General features: G+C 38.2%; 14 protein-coding genes and 1 rRNA gene. 7 read left to right on the plus strand and 8 right to left on the minus strand.

Translation table 11 applies throughout. The features are described 5' to 3' along the window. The 8 genes from F0527_RS13650 to dnaA all read right to left on the minus strand — a co-directional run. Positions 1-63 (minus strand): 16S ribosomal RNA (locus tag F0527_RS13650); the annotation flags it as partial. Positions 64-509: 446 nt separating this feature from the next. Further along, positions 510-1604 carry an HD-GYP domain-containing protein gene (locus F0527_RS13655; protein ID WP_150285293.1) on the minus strand — a complete coding sequence of 365 codons (1095 nt, stop codon included), beginning with the start codon at positions 1602-1604 and terminating at the stop codon, positions 510-512. Positions 1605-1759: 155 nt separating this feature from the next. Further along, positions 1760-4297 carry a DNA gyrase subunit A gene (gene gyrA, locus F0527_RS13660; protein ID WP_150285294.1) on the minus strand — a complete coding sequence of 846 codons (2538 nt, stop codon included), beginning with the start codon at positions 4295-4297 and terminating at the stop codon, positions 1760-1762. A gap of 25 nt (positions 4298-4322) precedes the next feature. Beyond that, entirely contained in the window at positions 4323-6245 is a 1923-nt protein-coding gene (gyrB, locus tag F0527_RS13665) for a DNA topoisomerase (ATP-hydrolyzing) subunit B (RefSeq protein WP_147197635.1), read from the minus strand. Positions 6246-6400: 155 nt separating this feature from the next. Further along, a complete protein-coding gene (recF, locus tag F0527_RS13670) occupies positions 6401-7516 on the minus strand; it encodes a DNA replication/repair protein RecF (protein ID WP_150285295.1) in 1116 nt (371 codons plus the stop codon). Between the two features lies 1 nt (position 7517). Beyond that, the gene (gene yaaA / locus F0527_RS13675) at positions 7518-7745 is read right to left on the minus strand and encodes a S4 domain-containing protein YaaA (protein WP_066791207.1); all 228 of its coding nucleotides are present in this window, start codon (positions 7743-7745) and stop codon (positions 7518-7520) included. Between the two features lie 170 nt (positions 7746-7915). Next, complete coding sequence (gene dnaN / locus F0527_RS13680; protein ID WP_150285296.1) at positions 7916-9052, minus strand: DNA polymerase III subunit beta; 1137 nt, start codon at positions 9050-9052, stop codon at positions 7916-7918. A gap of 174 nt (positions 9053-9226) precedes the next feature. After that, the gene (dnaA, locus tag F0527_RS13685; protein WP_066791203.1) at positions 9227-10570 is read right to left on the minus strand and encodes a chromosomal replication initiator protein DnaA; all 1344 of its coding nucleotides are present in this window, start codon (positions 10568-10570) and stop codon (positions 9227-9229) included. A 564-nt stretch (positions 10571-11134) separates the two neighbouring features. Here dnaA and rpmH point away from each other — a divergent pair. The 7 genes from rpmH to noc all read left to right on the plus strand — a co-directional run bounded on the left by rpmH (position 11135) and on the right by noc (position 18058). After that, positions 11135-11269, plus strand: a complete 135-nt coding sequence (gene rpmH / locus F0527_RS13690) for a 50S ribosomal protein L34 (RefSeq protein WP_066791201.1) — start codon at positions 11135-11137, stop codon at positions 11267-11269. An 83-nt stretch (positions 11270-11352) separates the two neighbouring features. Next, complete coding sequence (gene rnpA / locus F0527_RS13695; protein WP_066791199.1) at positions 11353-11733, plus strand: ribonuclease P protein component; 381 nt, start codon at positions 11353-11355, stop codon at positions 11731-11733. Positions 11734-11839: 106 nt separating this feature from the next. Further along, positions 11840-12661, plus strand: coding sequence for an RNA-binding cell elongation regulator Jag/EloR (jag, locus tag F0527_RS13700; RefSeq protein WP_150285297.1), 822 nt, complete (start codon positions 11840-11842; stop codon positions 12659-12661). A gap of 209 nt (positions 12662-12870) precedes the next feature. After that, a complete protein-coding gene (gene mnmE / locus F0527_RS13705) occupies positions 12871-14256 on the plus strand; it encodes a tRNA uridine-5-carboxymethylaminomethyl(34) synthesis GTPase MnmE (protein ID WP_150285298.1) in 1386 nt (461 codons plus the stop codon). A 65-nt stretch (positions 14257-14321) separates the two neighbouring features. Beyond that, positions 14322-16208, plus strand: coding sequence for a tRNA uridine-5-carboxymethylaminomethyl(34) synthesis enzyme MnmG (mnmG, locus tag F0527_RS13710; RefSeq protein WP_147197627.1), 1887 nt, complete (start codon positions 14322-14324; stop codon positions 16206-16208). A 92-nt stretch (positions 16209-16300) separates the two neighbouring features. Next, positions 16301-17017, plus strand: a complete 717-nt coding sequence (gene rsmG, locus F0527_RS13715; RefSeq protein WP_150285299.1) for a 16S rRNA (guanine(527)-N(7))-methyltransferase RsmG — start codon at positions 16301-16303, stop codon at positions 17015-17017. Between the two features lie 180 nt (positions 17018-17197). Beyond that, positions 17198-18058: a nucleoid occlusion protein gene (gene noc / locus F0527_RS13720; protein WP_150285300.1), complete on the plus strand. Its 861-nt coding sequence runs from the start codon at positions 17198-17200 to the stop codon at positions 18056-18058. Positions 18059-18102: the final 44 nt, after the last annotated feature.

Raw genomic sequence — 18102 nt, forward strand, 5'->3', positions numbered from 1 at the left:
GACTTGCATGTATTAGGCACGCCGCCAGCGTTCGTCCTGAGCCAGGATCAAACTCTCCATAAAAGTGTTTGATTGCTCAAAATTTCACTAGCGCATCATCTTTACGATGATGACTTTAAAACTAACAATTGTTAGTAGTTTAAATGATTAACATCTTGCTTGTTCAGTTTTCAAGGTTCATGTTGCGTCGTCATCTTAACGACTTAGTTAGTATATAATACTATTAAAAGATTGTCAACGCTTTTTTAGAATTATTTTTTCAATATAATTAATTGCTTTTTAGAGGCAACTTAAATAGAATACGCCAAATAGATATCAAAGTCAACACCTTTTTTAAAAAGGTAATTAATCTCTGTTCACTGAATAAGAATGTGTAACTCGATCTAAAGAATTGGATTTAGCCAAGTGTTTTATAGACATGGCCATACAAAAAGAACTGCAATCAAACTTAGTATAGTTTAATTGCAGTACTATGTTTTTCAATAGCTATGTTTATTTAATTAGATTCATTAATTATTTAAAATTAAACGTTCAATATATATATTTCTATTTTTAGATAGATCAACAATTTGTTCTGTTTCATACAACTTAATGACAGGCCTTACTGGTGACGTTTTATTAGCAAAGATAATGGTCCCTTCTTCACCATTTGATAATTCTACACTTGTACCAAGAGAAAGATTTGCTACACAAGTATTAAGAGCCTGTACAACTTCTATATTAAACTTTCCAAAGTCATTTTCTCGGATCATTTCTAACACTTTGAATGGAGATTCTTTGGAACGGTAAATTCTTTCACATGTCATTGCATGGAAAACATCTGCAACCGCAATGATATGGGAGTGAATTAATACCTTACTACCTTTTTCTCCTTTTGGATAGCCGCTGCCATCTAACCTCTCATGATGTTGGTAGATCGCTAGTTTCATTTCTTTCTTTAAGGTAGATATATGATTTACCATCTGAAGACTGTAATATGGGTGCTCTTGAATTTCCTTAAACTCATATTCTGACAGTGGACCATTCTTTTCACGAATTTTTTTATTAATTTTTGCCATACCAGCATCCGCTACTGCCGCTGCAATTGCTATTTGTGTGATATCTCCTTTAGAGTAATTCATTTTTTGAGCAATAACCGCACTAATTAAACTAATTGCAATTGAATGATGGTAAAAATAGTCCTTTGTTGTCGAATATTCATTTAGGATAAATATCTTTTCTTTATTCAATAATACTTCATCAATTAATGGCAATATGCTTTCACGAACTTTTGAAATATTTACATTGCTACCAGCATCCCAATTTAAAAATTCCTGTTTAAATTTTGCTACTGATTCATTGTATTTTCTTTCAAAGGAGTTTTTAAACGTTTCTTTTATGGTTTCAATGGATGATGACACACTTTGAACTTGCTGTGCTTTATCTGCTTCTTTTATATCAACGATAGGTATCTTTTCAATCTGAAAAGCCTTTAATACTGGAAAGTGTTCTCCTGTAATCTTTGTATTTTTGTATAGAATAGGATATTGTGTGTTAGCCATAATATCTTTAGCAACCATAGCGCCTAACTGTAGATCAGACAACTTAACTAATTGGTAATCCACTTGTAACCCCCCCTTGCATTCAAATGAGTTTCTCTCCTGTTTCTTATGAAGAAATTGAATCTATAGTTATTTTATCTCAATTTTTTTGTCCAAGGTAAACTTTTTTATAATTTTCCATAAAAAAAGCCCCAGATTATTTCCGGGACCTTTTTCTCTTATTCTATTGTTCCATCAGCAGGAGATTCAGTTGAATCAGTTGAATCAGTTGAATCAGTTGAATCAGTATTTTCTTCCTCTTCGCTGATTACCTCCGCTTCAATTGCTTCTTCTTTCTTAACTTTCGCCACTGTTGCTACATGTTCATCTTCCGCTAGGCGGATTAAACGAACACCTTGTGTGCTACGACCAGTAACCGAGATATCCTCAATATCCATCCGTATCAGCATACCATTTACTGTGATAAGCATAACATCTTCTGATCCATCAACTGCCTTAACAGCAACAAGAGGACCGTTCTTATCAGTGATTTGGCATGTTTTGATACCAATGCCTCCTCGGTTTTGTAAGCGATACTCTACTTCAGGTGTACGTTTTCCATAACCTTTTTCAGTAACAACGAGGATTTCTTGATTTGGTTCAATAATCTCCATACCTACTACATAGTCATCGTCTCTTAAACGAATGCCACGTACGCCCGTAGCGGTACGGCCCATTGACCGAATATCATTTTCATTAAAGCGAACGAGCATACCTGTATGAGTACCAATAATGATTTCTTGTTGTCCATTTGTAAGTCGGACTGATATCAGTTCATCGTCTTCTTTTAAGGAAATTGCAATTAAACCGTTTGTTCTTATATTCGCAAAGTTGGATAGCGGTGTACGTTTCGCCACTCCAGTACGTGTGGTAAAGATAAAGTAAGCATCTTCTTCGTATGAAGCCACACGAATGACAGCCGTTACCTTTTCACCCTTATCTACATTCAGTAAGTTAACAATAGGAAGCCCTTTTGCTGTACGACCAAACTCAGGGATTTCATAACCTTTTGCTTTAAATACCTTCCCTTTTGAAGTAAAGAAAAGAATGGTGTCATGTGTTGATGTGTATAGAAGATGTTCTACAAAGTCATCTTCATGCGTTCCCATACCTTGTACGCCTCTGCCGCCTCGGCGTTGACTTCTATATGTGTTAGCTGGTAGGCGTTTAATATATCCATTATGTGTAAGGGTAATAACTGAGTTTTCACGAGGAATTAAATCTTCGTCCTCAATCATTTCCATGCCACCCGCTGTAATATCTGTACGACGAGCATCATTGAAGCGTTCTTTAATCTCAAGAAGCTCATCATGAATAATTTTTCTTATTTTTGATTCATCTGCCAAAATATCTTTGAGCTCTTGAATTAATTGAAGCAATTCTTGGTACTCTGCTTCAATCTTGTCACGCTCCAAACCTGTCAAACGTTGCAAGCGCATATCTAAAATAGCTTGAGATTGGCGTTCACTCAAATTAAAGCGTTCCATTAAGCCATTTTTCGCATCTTCAGCTGTTTGAGAAGCTCTAATCAAACTAATAATCTCATCGATATGATCAAGAGCAATACGCAAACCTTCTAAAATGTGAGCACGTTTTTCAGCTTTGCTTAATTCAAATTTAGTTCGCCTAGTAATAACGATCTTTTGATGTTCCAAGTAATGGAATAAAGCTTCTTTTAAGCTTAAAACTTTTGGCTGCCCACCAACAAGAGCCAACATGTTAATACCGAAGCTAGTTTGCATAGCAGTTTGTTTATATAAATTGTTTAGGACTACATTTGCATTGGCATCTTTTCGTACATCAATGGTAACCCTCATACCATTTCGATCTGATTCATCGCGAATGTTGGTAATGCCATCAATCCGTTTATCTCGTACTAATTCTGCAATTTTTTCAATTAAACGGGCTTTATTGACTTGGTAAGGAAGTTCATTAATTACGATAACTTCTTTTCCGCTAGACTTTGTTTCAATTTCCACGCGTGAACGAATGACAATTGAACCGCGCCCTGTTTCATATGCACGGCGAATGCCGCTTCTACCCAAAATCAAACCACCAGTAGGGAAATCAGGACCTGGAATAATCTCCATCAACTCTTCCGTTGTAATGGCTGGATTATCAGAAATAGCCAAAACGCCGTCAATTACTTCACCCAATTGGTGTGGGGGAATATTTGTAGCCATACCAACAGCGATCCCCGAAGCCCCATTCACTAGCAGGTTTGGATAGCGAGCAGGCAATACAACCGGCTCTTTTTCATTGCCGTCATAGTTGTTTGTATAATCAATTGTATCTTTATTGATATCTCTAAGCATTTCCATGGCGATTTTAGACATGCGGGATTCCGTATATCGCATCGCCGCAGCCCCATCTCCATCGACAGAACCAAAGTTACCGTGGCCGTCAACAAGCATATACCGGTAGCTAAAATCCTGTGCCATGCGGACCATTGCTTCGTAAATAGAAGAGTCACCATGTGGATGGTATTTCCCCATTACATCCCCTACTATACGAGCTGACTTCTTATATGGCTTATCCGAAGTACTTCCCAATTCCTGCATTCCATATAGAATACGCCGTTGAACTGGTTTTAGGCCATCTCGAACATCAGGCAATGCCCGGGAAACAATTACACTCATCGCATAATCTAAAAATGAGGTTTTGATTGTTTTTGTTATATTAACTCCTTTAACGCCAGAGTTATTTGTTTCAGCCAAAGTGTGGAACCCCCTTCAAAAGGAACTAAATATCTAAGTTTTCTACATAAACAGCATTTTCATGAATAAATTGGCGTCTTGGTTCTACATTATCGCCCATTAATTGCTCAAAAGTACGATCTGCTTCAATCGCATCGTCCAATTCGACTTGCAATAAAACACGATTATCCGGATCCATTGTAGTATCCCACAATTGCTCCGCATCCATTTCACCAAGACCTTTATAACGTTGGATACCAGGCTTTGGTTGGCTTGGTAAACGCTCTAAAATTTCCTGTAATTCTTTATCGCTATAGCAATATTCGACATGCTTACCTTGCTGTATTTTGAATAGTGGCGGCTGTGCAATGTACACATAGCCTGCTTCGATTAACGGCCGCATAAAACGGAAGAAGAATGTCAATAATAACGTTCGTATATGAGCGCCATCGACATCGGCATCCGTCATGATGACGATCTTATGATAACGTGCCTTCTCTAAATTAAACTCTTCACCGATACCTGTACCGACAGCTGTGATCATGGCACGGATCTCTTCATTCGACAAAATGCGGTCTAGACGCGCTTTTTCGACATTTAAGATTTTACCGCGAAGTGGAAGGATAGCTTGGAAGTGACGGTCACGTCCAGACTTCGCCGAACCGCCGGCAGAGTCACCTTCAACGATGTATACTTCACACTCTTCAGGATGGCGAGAAGAACAATCAGCCAACTTCCCTGGCAAACTTGAAATCTCTAACGCAGATTTACGACGTGTCATCTCTCTTGCTTTCTTCGCTGCAACACGTGCTCGAGATGCAATTAGACCTTTATCGACTATTGTTCTAGCAACTGTTGGGTTTTCTAATAAAAAGCGTTCAAAGCGTTCGGAGAACAGAGAATTCGTAATAGAACTAACCTCTGAATTACCAAGCTTTGTTTTTGTTTGACCTTCAAATTGTGGGTCTGGATGCTTTATAGAAACAATTGCTACAAGACCTTCACGTACGTCTTCTCCGGATAAATTGGCATCAGAATCCTTAAGCAGGTTATTCTTTCGGGCATAGTCATTGATCACACGCGTCAACGCTGTTTTAAAGCCCGATTCATGAGTCCCACCCTCATACGTATTGATATTATTTGCGAATGACAAAATAGTAGAGGCAAAACCTGAATTATACTGCATGGCAATTTCAATGGAAATTCCATCTTTTTCGCCTTTTAAATCAATCGCTTCATGCAATGGCTCTTTATTTTCATTAAGCTGTTCTACATAAGATTTAATACCACCTTCATAGTGATAGACATCTTTACGAATTTCTTCATTTCGTTCATCCATAATTATAATCGTAATACCGCGGTTTAAATAAGCTAATTCGCGGATACGGTGTGCTAGAATGTCATATTCATAAACAGTGGTTTCTTTAAAAATGGTTGGATCTGCTTTAAAACGGGTAGTAGTACCATTATGGTCCGTATCACCAATGATGGTAAGCGGCTGGATTGTTCTGCCGCGTTCAAATTTAATTTCATGGATGTGTCCGTCACGGTGTACTTGCACGTCTGTTTCAATCGAAAGCGCATTTACAACAGATGCACCTACTCCGTGCAAACCTCCTGATACTTTATATCCGCCGCCGCCGAATTTACCACCAGCATGCAAAACAGTCATGATAACTTCTACTGCCGGCTTGCCGACCTTCTCTTGAGTATCCACAGGGATGCCTCGTCCGTTATCTTCTACTCTGATCCAGTTGTCCTTTTCAATCGCAACAGTGATTTCAGTACAATAACCAGCTAATGCTTCGTCAATACTGTTGTCGACGATTTCCCATACAAGATGGTGCAGCCCCTTGGAACTTGTCGAACCAATATACATACCCGGACGTTTACGTACTGCTTCTAGTCCCTCTAATACTTGTATCTGGTCTGCATCATAAGCTGCAGGGCTTTTATCTTCAATCGCCATTATTGTTCCACCTACTCTTTCATGGCATTAGTATGCATTATTTGTAAATTTCTTAAACCTTGAAATTTGTGTTGAAAGCCCAGAATACCTGGCTTTCAACGCAATTAATTATCAAGGTCAGATTCCCATATTAATAAAATCCGCAAATACTAAGATCACTCAGTATCCACGGAGCCTTGTTTCACATGAAACATTTCTGACTCGCGAATGGTTTCATGTTCTATGCCTTCCACACTTGTCGTTGTGACAAATGTTTGGACTTCACCTTTTATCGTGTTAAGCAAATGAGATTGCCGATAATCATCTAATTCTGAAAGAACGTCATCAAGCAAAAGAATAGGCGTATCATTCACTTCTTGTTTGATCAACTCTATTTCTGCTAGCTTTAATGACAGTGCAGTCGTTCTTTGTTGTCCTTGAGAACCATATGTTTGGACATCATAGCCATTCACAATGAATTGCAAATCGTCACGATGTGGACCAACCAATGTTACGCCTCTTTCCAACTCTCTTTGAGACTGTTCCTTTATTTTTGCAGCCAAGTGATCTGCCATTTGTTCAGCAGACCAATCTACATCCATACCGCTGACAGGGCGATAACGAATCTCCATATTTTCAAGTTCTCGTGAAATTGAATAATGAATTGGCCCTGCCCAGGCTTGAAGTAATTCCATAAAGTGGAATCTTTTTTGGATTACTTTGACTGCTGCTTCAATATACTGCTCTGTATAAACATCAAACATTACATCATTAAATGTTTTTTTCCCTTGATTTTGTTTAAGTAAATGATTCCGCTGTTTTAATAGCTTCTGAAAGGTTAACAGATCATGCAAGTAGACTGGGGAAATCTGGCCAATCTCCATATCTAAAAAACGCCTTCTCGCCTGAGGACTACCTTTTACTACGTTTAAATCTTCCGGAGCAAACATAACAACATTCATTTGCCCTATATAATCGCTTAATCGGCTCTGCTCCAAATGATTTACTCTGGCTTTTTTACCTTTCTTGGAAATAGTTAATTCCATTGGCAAGCGACCATATCTATTTTGGATGTCCCCTTCTATTTTAGCATATTCTTGCCCCCACCGTATCAATTCTTTCTCACTTGACGTACGATGCGATTTTGCCATAGCTAGGACATAGATTGATTCCATTACATTTGTCTTCCCTTGTGCATTTTCGCCAATAAACACATTGATTTTTGGAGAAAAGGACAAATCAAGAGATTCGTAATTACGATAGTCTTTAAGCTTTAAATGCTCAATATGCATGCTACTCCTCGCTTTGTGGCTCTACAAGGTTAAATCTCCCGCAACCAGGTATATTAATCAGGTCGCCAGCATAGAGTTTACGGCCACGTCTGCGATCTACTTCACCGTTCACATATACATCATTTTCTTGTAAAAACCATTTAGCCATTCCGCCTGAGCTAATAGCATCGGCTATTTTCAAAAACTGTCCAAGTGTAACAAATTCACTTTCTAAAATGATATTCTTCACTTCACTTCATCCTATCTGCTCTTATCTTATTCTATTTTACCGAACTTTTGTTCATAAGTAAAAAGGATAGTCGTGCATTTGACTATCCTTTTCGTACAAAAAGACATTTTTAGTACCAGGTACTAAAATATTTGGGAAATAATTTTAGCGGAAGCTATAGTAAAAAAATATTAGTATGTGCGGACAGGTAAAATTAGTTGCAATATCGCATCATCATGAATTGAACGGATAGTGAAAGGTCGCATAGCACCCGTAAATTGAATTACAACTTCTTGACCGTCAATAGCTTTTAAAGCATCCATCATATACTTCGCACTAAAAGAAATTTTAAGTTCTTCCCCTTCAAAAGAGTCGATTTGAATTTCTTCTTCCACCTTACCAATTTCAGGTGAATTGGATGAAATCTCTACTGTGCCAGTATCAATTGTTGAGAAGCGTACAACGTTATTCCGATCTTCTCTTGCAAGAAGTGAAGCACGATCAATACCTTGCAATAAAGCTTTCCCATTAATTGTAACAATAGTAGATGATTCTTCCGGAATAAGGCGTGATGTATCCGGATAGTTACCTTCCAACAATCTAGAGAAAAATAAAACATCAGGAGTTTTGAATAAAACTTGCTGATTTGTCATAAAGATATCTACAGGGTGTGGTGAATCACTAAGGATTTTACTTAATTCAGTTAAGCTTTTCCCTGGAATGACAACATTCATTTCTTCAGACGGCAATTGTTCAAGCGTTACTTTCCTTTGAGCTAGACGATGGCTATCTGTTGCAATACAGACTAAACTGTTGTCTTTAATTTCCCACTTTACACCTGTCAACACGGGACGACTTTCAGTGGTTGATACAGCAAATACAGTTTCGCGAATAATCGTTTTCAATAAATCAGCAGGTAGTGTAATCTGACGGTCCGCAGAAATATCAGGCAACAAAGGATATTCAGATGCATCCGAGCCAATAAGGTGGAAATCCGATTTGCCAGATTGGATACGTGTTTGTAATTGTTCACTAACCTCTACTACTACTTCGTTTGTTGGCAGCTTACGGATAATTTCGTTAAACATCCGTGCTTGTAGAACAATTGAACCTGGTTCTTTTACTTGGACGATTTCTTTTCCATCTTCTTCAACAGGAATAAAGGTTTGGATTGTGATGTCTGCATCACTACCTGTTAAAGTCACTCCTTCAGAAGAAATATCAATTTTGATTCCAGTTAAAATTGGAATGGTTGTTTTTGAACTTACAGCTTTCATTACATCATTCAATCCATCTAACAAACGGTCCCTCATGATACTAAATTTCATTGTTACAAACCTCGCTTATATATTATTTATTATTTATTAAATATTAATAGATATAGTAATAGGGCCTGTGGATTTGTGGATAAGCCCCCTCTAGCCAAATAAAATCAGTCTATCCACATGTAGATAGACTGTGTATAAGTTTGTTGTTAACATTTCGTGTTATCCACAAATAGATTACTTGCCTAGCATACTTTTTATTTGTTTAATATCTTGCTGTAACCCCTGATCACTTTTCAAAAGAGTAGAGATTTTTTCATGCGCATGGATAACGGTCGTATGGTCTCGACCGCCAAACTCATCGCCAATCTTAGGAAGTGAACAATCTGTCATTTCACGCGATAAGTACATAGCGACTTGTCTTGGAAATGCAATTGACTTTGTTCGCTTTTTAGCAGAAAAATCTTCGAGTTTAATGTGAAAATGCTCACCAACAGCTTTTTGAATGTCGAGAATAGTCAACGTGCGTGGAGAGGCATTCGGTATGATATTTTTTAATGCTTGTGCAGCCAATTCTGCAGTGATGTCCTCATTAACGAGTGAGGAATAAGCGACAACACGAATAAGCGCGCCCTCTAGCTCGCGTATGTTGGAATCTATTTGGTTAGCAATATAAAGCATCACTTCGTTTGGTATATCAAGATTATCTGCTTTAGCCTTTTTTCGTAATATAGCGATCCGCGTTTCAAGATCTGGCGGAGCAATATCAGTAATCAAACCCCACTCAAAGCGTGAACGCAAGCGGTCTTCCAGCGTTGGGATTTCTTTAGGCGGACGGTCGCTGGAGATAACAATTTGTTTAAATTCTTCGTGTAACGTGTTGAATGTATGGAAAAATTCCTCTTGTGTTGATTCTTTTCCAGCCAAAAATTGAATATCGTCAATTAGAAGGACATCAACGCTTCGGTATTTATTGCGAAATTCCTCTGCTCGGTTATCACGAATTGAATTAATAAATTCATTTGTAAATTTTTCAGATGACAAGTATACAACTTTCGCTTTTGGATTATGCTCTAATACATAATGGCCAATCGCATGCATCAGGTGAGTTTTTCCTAGCCCCACTCCCCCATAGATAAATAATGGATTATAAGCTTTGGCCGGCGCCTCTGCTACGGCCAAGGATGCAGCGTGTGCAAAGCGGTTGCCCGAACCAATTACAAATGTATCAAATGTGTTTTTTAAATTCAGCATTCCAGAAGGTGTTTCGGATTGCTCTTTTGAATTCCCTGAAATGGGTGGTGTCGGGATATCAAAGTTCTCTGAGTTCGAATCTTGCTGAACAACAAAGCGAATATGCAAATCTTTCCCTGTCAGTTCAGCTAAAATAGCCGCTATTAGGTGTACGTAGTGATTTTCAAGCCACTCGCGGCCGAATGAATTGGGCGCTGAGATTGTCACAGTATCACCGTTATAAGCCAATAGTTTCGTTGACTTCAACCAAGTTTCAAAGCTCGGTTTGGATATTTTTTGTTTCGCTTCAGAGAGTACTTTGTCCCATAATTCTTCAATATGTTCCAAGGCGCTTCTCCTTTTCTAAAATACTGGTCTATGATATTTTTCATTTTTTCAAGATAGTAGTTGTCTATGAGTTAAATATAATATCGAATTAAGTAGATTAATGACATATTAATCACAGTAAACACATCCTGTGGATAAACACTGTCCTGATAGCGTGGATATCATTATCCACAGGTTATTAACATTTGTGGATAAAATCTGACGCTATAAATTTATCGACAGAATGAAGCACAACAATTGTAGCAAGAAAAATGTTGTCTGACAAGTGTTTCTGAGATGTTATCCACACAATGTATAATTATGCATAACACTTTATCCACACGGTTTGAACTTGTGAAAAAGTTGTCAGTAAGTGTTGTGGATAAAATTTAGCGAAAAAAATATGTTCACAGGGTTATTTGAGAGAAGAGGGATAGAACTGTGGATAAATTTAAGCAGAGAAATAAAACAGTTGAGATTAAGTATTTACAGAAGACAGTTGACAAAGTTGGCTGCTAATAGCTATAATATGCAAGACTGTCTGTAGTATTGAATTAATAGACTTTCATCAGGAGGTGTCATATAATGAAACGCACATACCAACCAAAAAAACGTAAGCATAGTAAAGTACATGGCTTCCGCGCACGTATGGCTACTAAAAACGGTCGTAAAGTGATCGCTGCTCGTCGCCGCAAAGGAAGAAAAGTATTATCAGCATAACCATGAGTCCACTGAATAAACTCAGTGGTCTTTTTTCTTTTATTATATGTAGGAGAAGAAAAAGAGGAATAAGCAGGTGAAAAATGAAAAAACGCCGCAGAATTAAAAAGAATGAAGACTTTCAAAAGGTATTCAAAAAAGGAAAGTCATTCGCCAATCGGCAGTTTGTCGTTTACTTCCTTGAAAAGGAAAAGCAAACTGAGTTTAGGATTGGTTTATCCATTAATAAAAAAGTAGCAAAGGCAGTCACAAGAAACCAAATTAAACGTTATGTCCGCCAAAGTTTTTTAGAACTAGATGGTGAATTGCAGCAGCATATGGACTACGTCATTATCGCCAGGAACCCGGCGGCCGATTTAGATTTTCACGAAACAAAGAAAAGCCTAATGCATGTATTAAAAATTGCAAAGGTAATGAAGAGAAGCAGTAGAGACCAAAAGAAACCGCATGGTAGAATAAAGTAAATCATTCAATTTTGCAGGGATTTCTGCTAATGGCCACATGGCGAAGAGCCATGTTAATGAGCTTTTAGCACATCAAACAAAGCCTGCGAAGAGGAGGAGCCCAGATATGAAACAGATTACGCAAACAGGCGCAACTGTAGAGGAAGCACTTTTGCTTGCCTTGCATGAGCTTAACCTTACCCGTAAACAAGTAGATGTTGAAATTCTCCAAGAAGCAAAAAAAGGTTTTTTAGGTTTTGGTTCTAAAAAGGCGCAGATCCGAGTCACAGAAAAGCAAGCACAAAAACCCTTTGCTGAACAAGAGGCTGCAGAACCGCTTCAAGAAAAAGCAGAGCTGGTTGAGAATCTTGAGAATAGTCAATCTGAAGTGGCAGAACCGCAGATTGGCAGTAGTTTAAGTACTATTGAAGAAAATCTCGAAATGCAAACAACCAGCGAAAATGCAGAAGTACCGTTTGAACGCAATGATTATGAACTAGCTATTTCTAAAGTAGAAGAATATCTATCCGATATTTCTAAGCAGCTTTCCATCTCTGATCTCCATATAGAGACAGTACAACAAGGCAAAGTGATACAATTTAATTTATCAACCAACTCAGCTGCATTGCTTATTGGTAAAAGAGGTAACACATTAAATGCTCTACAGGAATTGGCACAATTAGTTGCCCACCAGTATGTCAAACGCTTCATTATGGTGAAACTGGATGTAGGGAATTACCGTGAAAAAAGAAAGCAATCATTAGAAGTATTGGCGAACAAAATGGCCGATAAAGCAGTCTATACAGGCAAAAGGGTAGAACTAGAGCCAATGCCTTCAAATGAGCGTAAAATTATACACCATATTTTGGCAGACCGTTTAGACGTTGAAACCTACTCAAAAGGCGAAGACACCAAGAGACATTTAGTCATTGAACCTATACGAGCTTAACTTAAGGATTTTGAAAGAGTCCTTCTCCCCAGACGAGAAGGACTTATTTTTTTGCACTTTTATGGTAAGATTAAGTGCTAGAATAGAAAAATAAAATTATCCACATGTGGATAATTTTTATCGAGCATAATCAACGAACTGTTCAACTAATACGCTGTGGAAAAAAATCCACAGATTAAAGTTTTATTATATAGGAGGTTTGTTCACTAATGGAATTTGATACTATTGCAGCGATTTCGACTCCGATGGGAGAAGGAGCGATCGCCATTGTTCGATTAAGCGGTGACCAAGCGGTAGAAATTGCAGACCGGATTTTCAGTTTGCCAAGCGGTAAAAAGTTATCCTCAAAAAAATCCCATACCATTCATTATGGGCATTTAAAAGAGGTAGAGACGGGTGAGGTAGTAGAAGAAGTTATGGTCTCGCTCATGAGGGGGCCAAAAACCTTTACACGTGAAGATGTAGTAGAAATTAATTGCCATGGGGGATTAGTCTCAGTCAATCGAGTCTTGCAACTTGTTCTACGTAATGGTGCAAGAATGGCAGAACCAGGCGAGTTTACAAAACGGGCATTTTTAAATGGCCGTATCGACTTATCGCAAGCAGAAGCTGTGATGGATTTAATTCGTGCTAAAACAGACAGAGCGATGAACGTAGCGCTAAATCAAATGGATGGTAAATTATCACGATTAATTAACCAATTAAGACAAGCATTGATTGAGGTATTAGCACAGGTAGAAGTAAATATCGATTATCCCGAATACGATGATGTAGAAGAAATGACCATTCCACTAATGTTAGAAAAGGCCACATGGGTAAAGAGCGAAGTCGAGAAACTTCTTCAAACTTCGTCACAAGGAAAAATTTTGCGTGAGGGTTTATCGACCGTTATATTAGGGCGTCCAAATGTGGGAAAATCTTCTCTCTTAAATAGTTTAGTACAAGAAAATAAAGCTATTGTCACTGATGTTGCAGGAACAACACGTGATATTATAGAAGAATACGTCAATGTACGCGGCGTTCCATTACGCTTGGTAGATACAGCAGGGATACGTGAAACAGAAGATATTGTCGAACGTATCGGAGTAGAAAGGTCGAGACAAGTTTTAAAAGAGGCAGATCTTATATTGCTCGTTGTCAACTACCATGAGGAATTGACCGAAGAAGATAGACGTTTATTTGATACTATTCAAAACATGGATTATATTGTTGTAGTCAATAAAACAGATTTGACTCAAAAAATAGATATAGATGAAGTAAAACAACTTGCAGGAGAAAGAAGAGTTGTGACGACTTCATTGTTGCAAGAAGAGGGTGTAGCAGAACTAGAGGAAGCAATTGCAGCACTATTCTTCGAAGGTTCTGTTGAAGCAAATGACTTAACGTATGTATCGAATGCTCGCCATATTGCATTGTTGCATCAAGCACTTGATCGTATTCAAGATGCGATTACTGCAGCAGAAGAAGGCGTGCCTGTCGATATGATTCAAATAGATGTAACACGAGCATGGGAGATTCTCGGCGAAATTGTCGGGGATACGGTGCAAGATAGCCTAATTAATCAGCTTTTCTCTCAATTCTGCTTAGGAAAATAACGCCATAGCAAATACGACAGAGAAAGCATCAAACTAATTCTTACTATAGAAAGGAAGTAACGAGCATGCCAACAAATTATGAAGCAGGCACGTTCGATGTTATCGTCATAGGCGCTGGTCATGCAGGTGTTGAAGCAGCATACGCTTCCGCTCGCATGGGCGCTAAAACATTAGTATTAACGATCAACTTAGATATGATTGCCTTTATGCCATGCAACCCATCAGTAGGAGGACCGGCAAAAGGTATTGTTGTCCGTGAAATCGACGCAATGGGCGGAGCAATGGGCAAAGTAATTGATAAAACGCATATTCAAATGCGTATGCTCAATACCGGTAAAGGTCCTGCTGTTCGTGCATTACGTGCACAAGCAGACAAAGTCTTATACCAACAAGAAATGAAAAAGCTATTAGAGGAACAAGAAAATCTGACAATTCACCAAGCTATGGTTGATGAACTGATTATTGAAGATGATGAAGTAAAGGGTGTTATTACACAAGTAGGTGGAATTTATCGCGCTTCGACTGTCATTATTACAACAGGAACTTTCTTGCGCGGTGAAATCATCATTGGCGACTTAAAATACTCAAGCGGACCAAACAACCAACAACCATCTATCAAACTTGCGGATAACTTGCGAGAAATTGGTTTTGAAATGGTACGATTTAAAACAGGTACGCCACCGCGTGTGAACAGTAAGACCATTGATTACAGCAAAACGGAAATCCAACCTGGAGATCCTGAACCACGAGCATTCAGCTATGAAACGACAGAATTCATCACAGATCAAATTCCATGCTGGTTAACTTATACAAGTCCGGAAACGCATCAAATCATTAATGATAATTTAGAACAATCACCAATGTTTACTGGCGTGATTACAGGGACAGGCCCACGTTATTGTCCGTCAATTGAAACGAAGATTGTACGCTTCAATGACAAACCACGCCACCAATTGTTCTTGGAGCCAGAAGGACGCAATACTCAAGAAGTCTATGTACAAGGACTATCAACAAGCTTACCTGAACATATCCAACGCAAAATGCTTGAAACCATACCAGGGCTTGAAAAAGCAGAAATGATGCGCGCTGGTTATGCGATTGAATATGATGCGATTGTACCAACACAATTATGGCCAACGCTTGAAACAAAGCGCATCCAAAATCTGTACACTGCTGGCCAAATTAACGGTACATCTGGATATGAGGAAGCAGCAGGTCAAGGTTTAATGGCCGGCATTAATGCAGCTGCAAAAGCTCTTGATAAGGAAGAAATGATTCTAGGCCGCGCAGATGCTTATATTGGCGTGCTTATAGATGATTTAGTGACAAAAGGGACAAATGAACCTTATCGCCTTCTTACATCACGCGCGGAATATAGATTGCTGCTTCGCCATGATAATGCTGACATTCGTTTATCAGAACGTGCTTATCAAGCAGGTCTTATCTCTCAAGAACGCTATGAACGCTTCTTAGTTAAAAAAGAACAAGTGGAGAATGAGATTGCAAGATTGCACGATATCATTATAAAACCAAATGAGCAAACTCAAGCTGCTCTTGCAGAAATAGGCAGCAGTCCATTAAAAGATGGCATCCGAGGAACAGATTTATTAAAACGTCCTGAAGCAAATTATGCATTCGTTTCAGCCTTTGCACCATCTGAAGTGGAACTGAATGAAGAAGTAAAAGAACAAGTTGAAATTCAAGTGAAATATGAAGGATATATTGAGAAAGCTCTTCAACAAGTCGAAAAGCTGAAGAAAATGGAAGGCAAGAAGATTCCTGAGAACATCGATTATGATGCTATTTCAGGGATTGCAACAGAAGCAAAAGAAAAACTTAAAGAAGTTCGTCCGCTTTCAGTTGCCCAAGCTTCACGGATTTCAGGAGTAAATCCTGCTGATATATCAATTTTACTAGTGTATATAGAACATGGTAAGATAGCAAAAGTATAGATAATAAATCCTAGACATGCATGCCTACTTGGCAGTGCATGTCTACTATTAATTAGATGAGAGCCTTCGCAGCACTATGAAAGGGGAATAACATGAACGAAGAACAGTTTATGCAATCATTAAAAGAGCAAGGAATAGAGTTATCAGAGAAGCAAGTACAACAATTCCATTTATATTTTGAAACATTAGTCGAATGGAACGAAAAAATGAATTTAACTGCGATCACTGATCAACCTTCTGTTTATTTAAAGCATTTTTATGACTCGATTAGTGCTGCTTTTTATATAAACTTTAACGATATCGAATCACTCTGCGATGTAGGAGCCGGTGCTGGGTTTCCGAGTATCCCGATTAAAATTTGCTTCCCACATTTAAAGGTGACGATTGTTGATTCATTAAATAAGAGAATTCAATTTTTACATCACTTAAGCGATGTATTAGAACTAGAAAATATGCAATTTGTTCATTCTCGCGCTGAAGACTTTGGACAAATGGGGCAATACCGTGAAAAGTTTGATCTAGTAACTGCACGCGCAGTCGCACGGCTATCTGTATTGTCAGAGTTGTGCGCACCACTTGTAAAGAATGATGGCATTTTTGTTGCGATGAAAGCTGCCAGTGGTGAGGAAGAATTAACGGATGCTAAAAAGGCAATTCAAGTACTTGGCACTAAATTGATGGATCAATATAAATTTTCACTCCCAATAGAAAATAGCGAACGTACAATATATGTATTCAAAAAGATAAAAAGCACACCAAAAAAATATCCACGTAAGGCCGGTATGCCTAATAAATCTCCAATTCACTAGAAATGTTTCACATGAAACGAAAAAGGAATCTATCGTTTTTGATTAAAAGACACTATAATATAATTGGACATACTTACTTTTTGTATAATGTTAGAAAATATATATAGATAGATAGTCGCCTCTATTCTTCATCCATAATGGATTAAAGAAGGAAATATTGCTAAAAGGTGGTGCCAAGGGATGAAAAGTGCTTTTTCACGTTTTTTTGGAAGTGGTGAGAAAGTAGAAAACACCTCAAAAAACGAGGGTAGGGATAAAGAGACAGTTTCCAATATCCCCATTGATAAGATTAGCCCCAATCGATATCAACCCCGCACAATTTTTGATGATGCCAAGATTGAGGAATTAGCCCGGACAATTCATACGCATGGGGTAATTCAGCCAATAGTTGTTCGTAAATACGAAGAAGATAAATATGAGATTATCGCCGGCGAACGACGCTACCGCGCGATGAAATCATTAAACTGGTTAGAAGTGCCTGCTATTATTCGCGATATGAATGACAAGGAAACTGCTTCGGTTGCTTTAATTGAAAACTTGCAGCGAGAAGAACTGACTTCTATTGAAGAAGCTCAGGCTTACCAAAGACTTTTGGAGCTTCATGAGCTAACGCAGGAAGCGCTTGCTCAAAGATTAGGTAAAGGGCAATCAACGATTGCCAATAAACTGCGCCTATTAAAGCTGCCTCATTCGATTCAAGAGGCCATTTTAAAACGAGACATTTCCGAAAGGCATGCAAGAGCACTGGTGCCCATTAAAGATGAAGAATTGCAGCTTCAATTATTGGAAGAAATAGTTGAAAAAGGATATAACGTGAGGCAGTTGGAACAAAGAATTATTGAAATTGCCAATCCGATTGAAAAGGTAAAAAAACCTAAACCAAAACGTAAAGCGATTAGCAAAGACATCCGAATTGCCCTTAATACAATTCGACAATCTTTAACAATGGTAAATAAAACGGGGATTTCCGTGGAAACGGAAGAAGAAGAACACGACGAATTTTATCAAATTACTGTAAAGATACCAAAAAAGAAGAAATAGCCCATCAAAAACTCTTACTCTAGCAATAGAATAAGGGTTTTTGA

This window comes from Rummeliibacillus sp. TYF-LIM-RU47 (assembly GCF_008638315.1).
Lineage (GTDB): Bacteria > Bacillota > Bacilli > Bacillales_A > Planococcaceae > Rummeliibacillus > Rummeliibacillus stabekisii.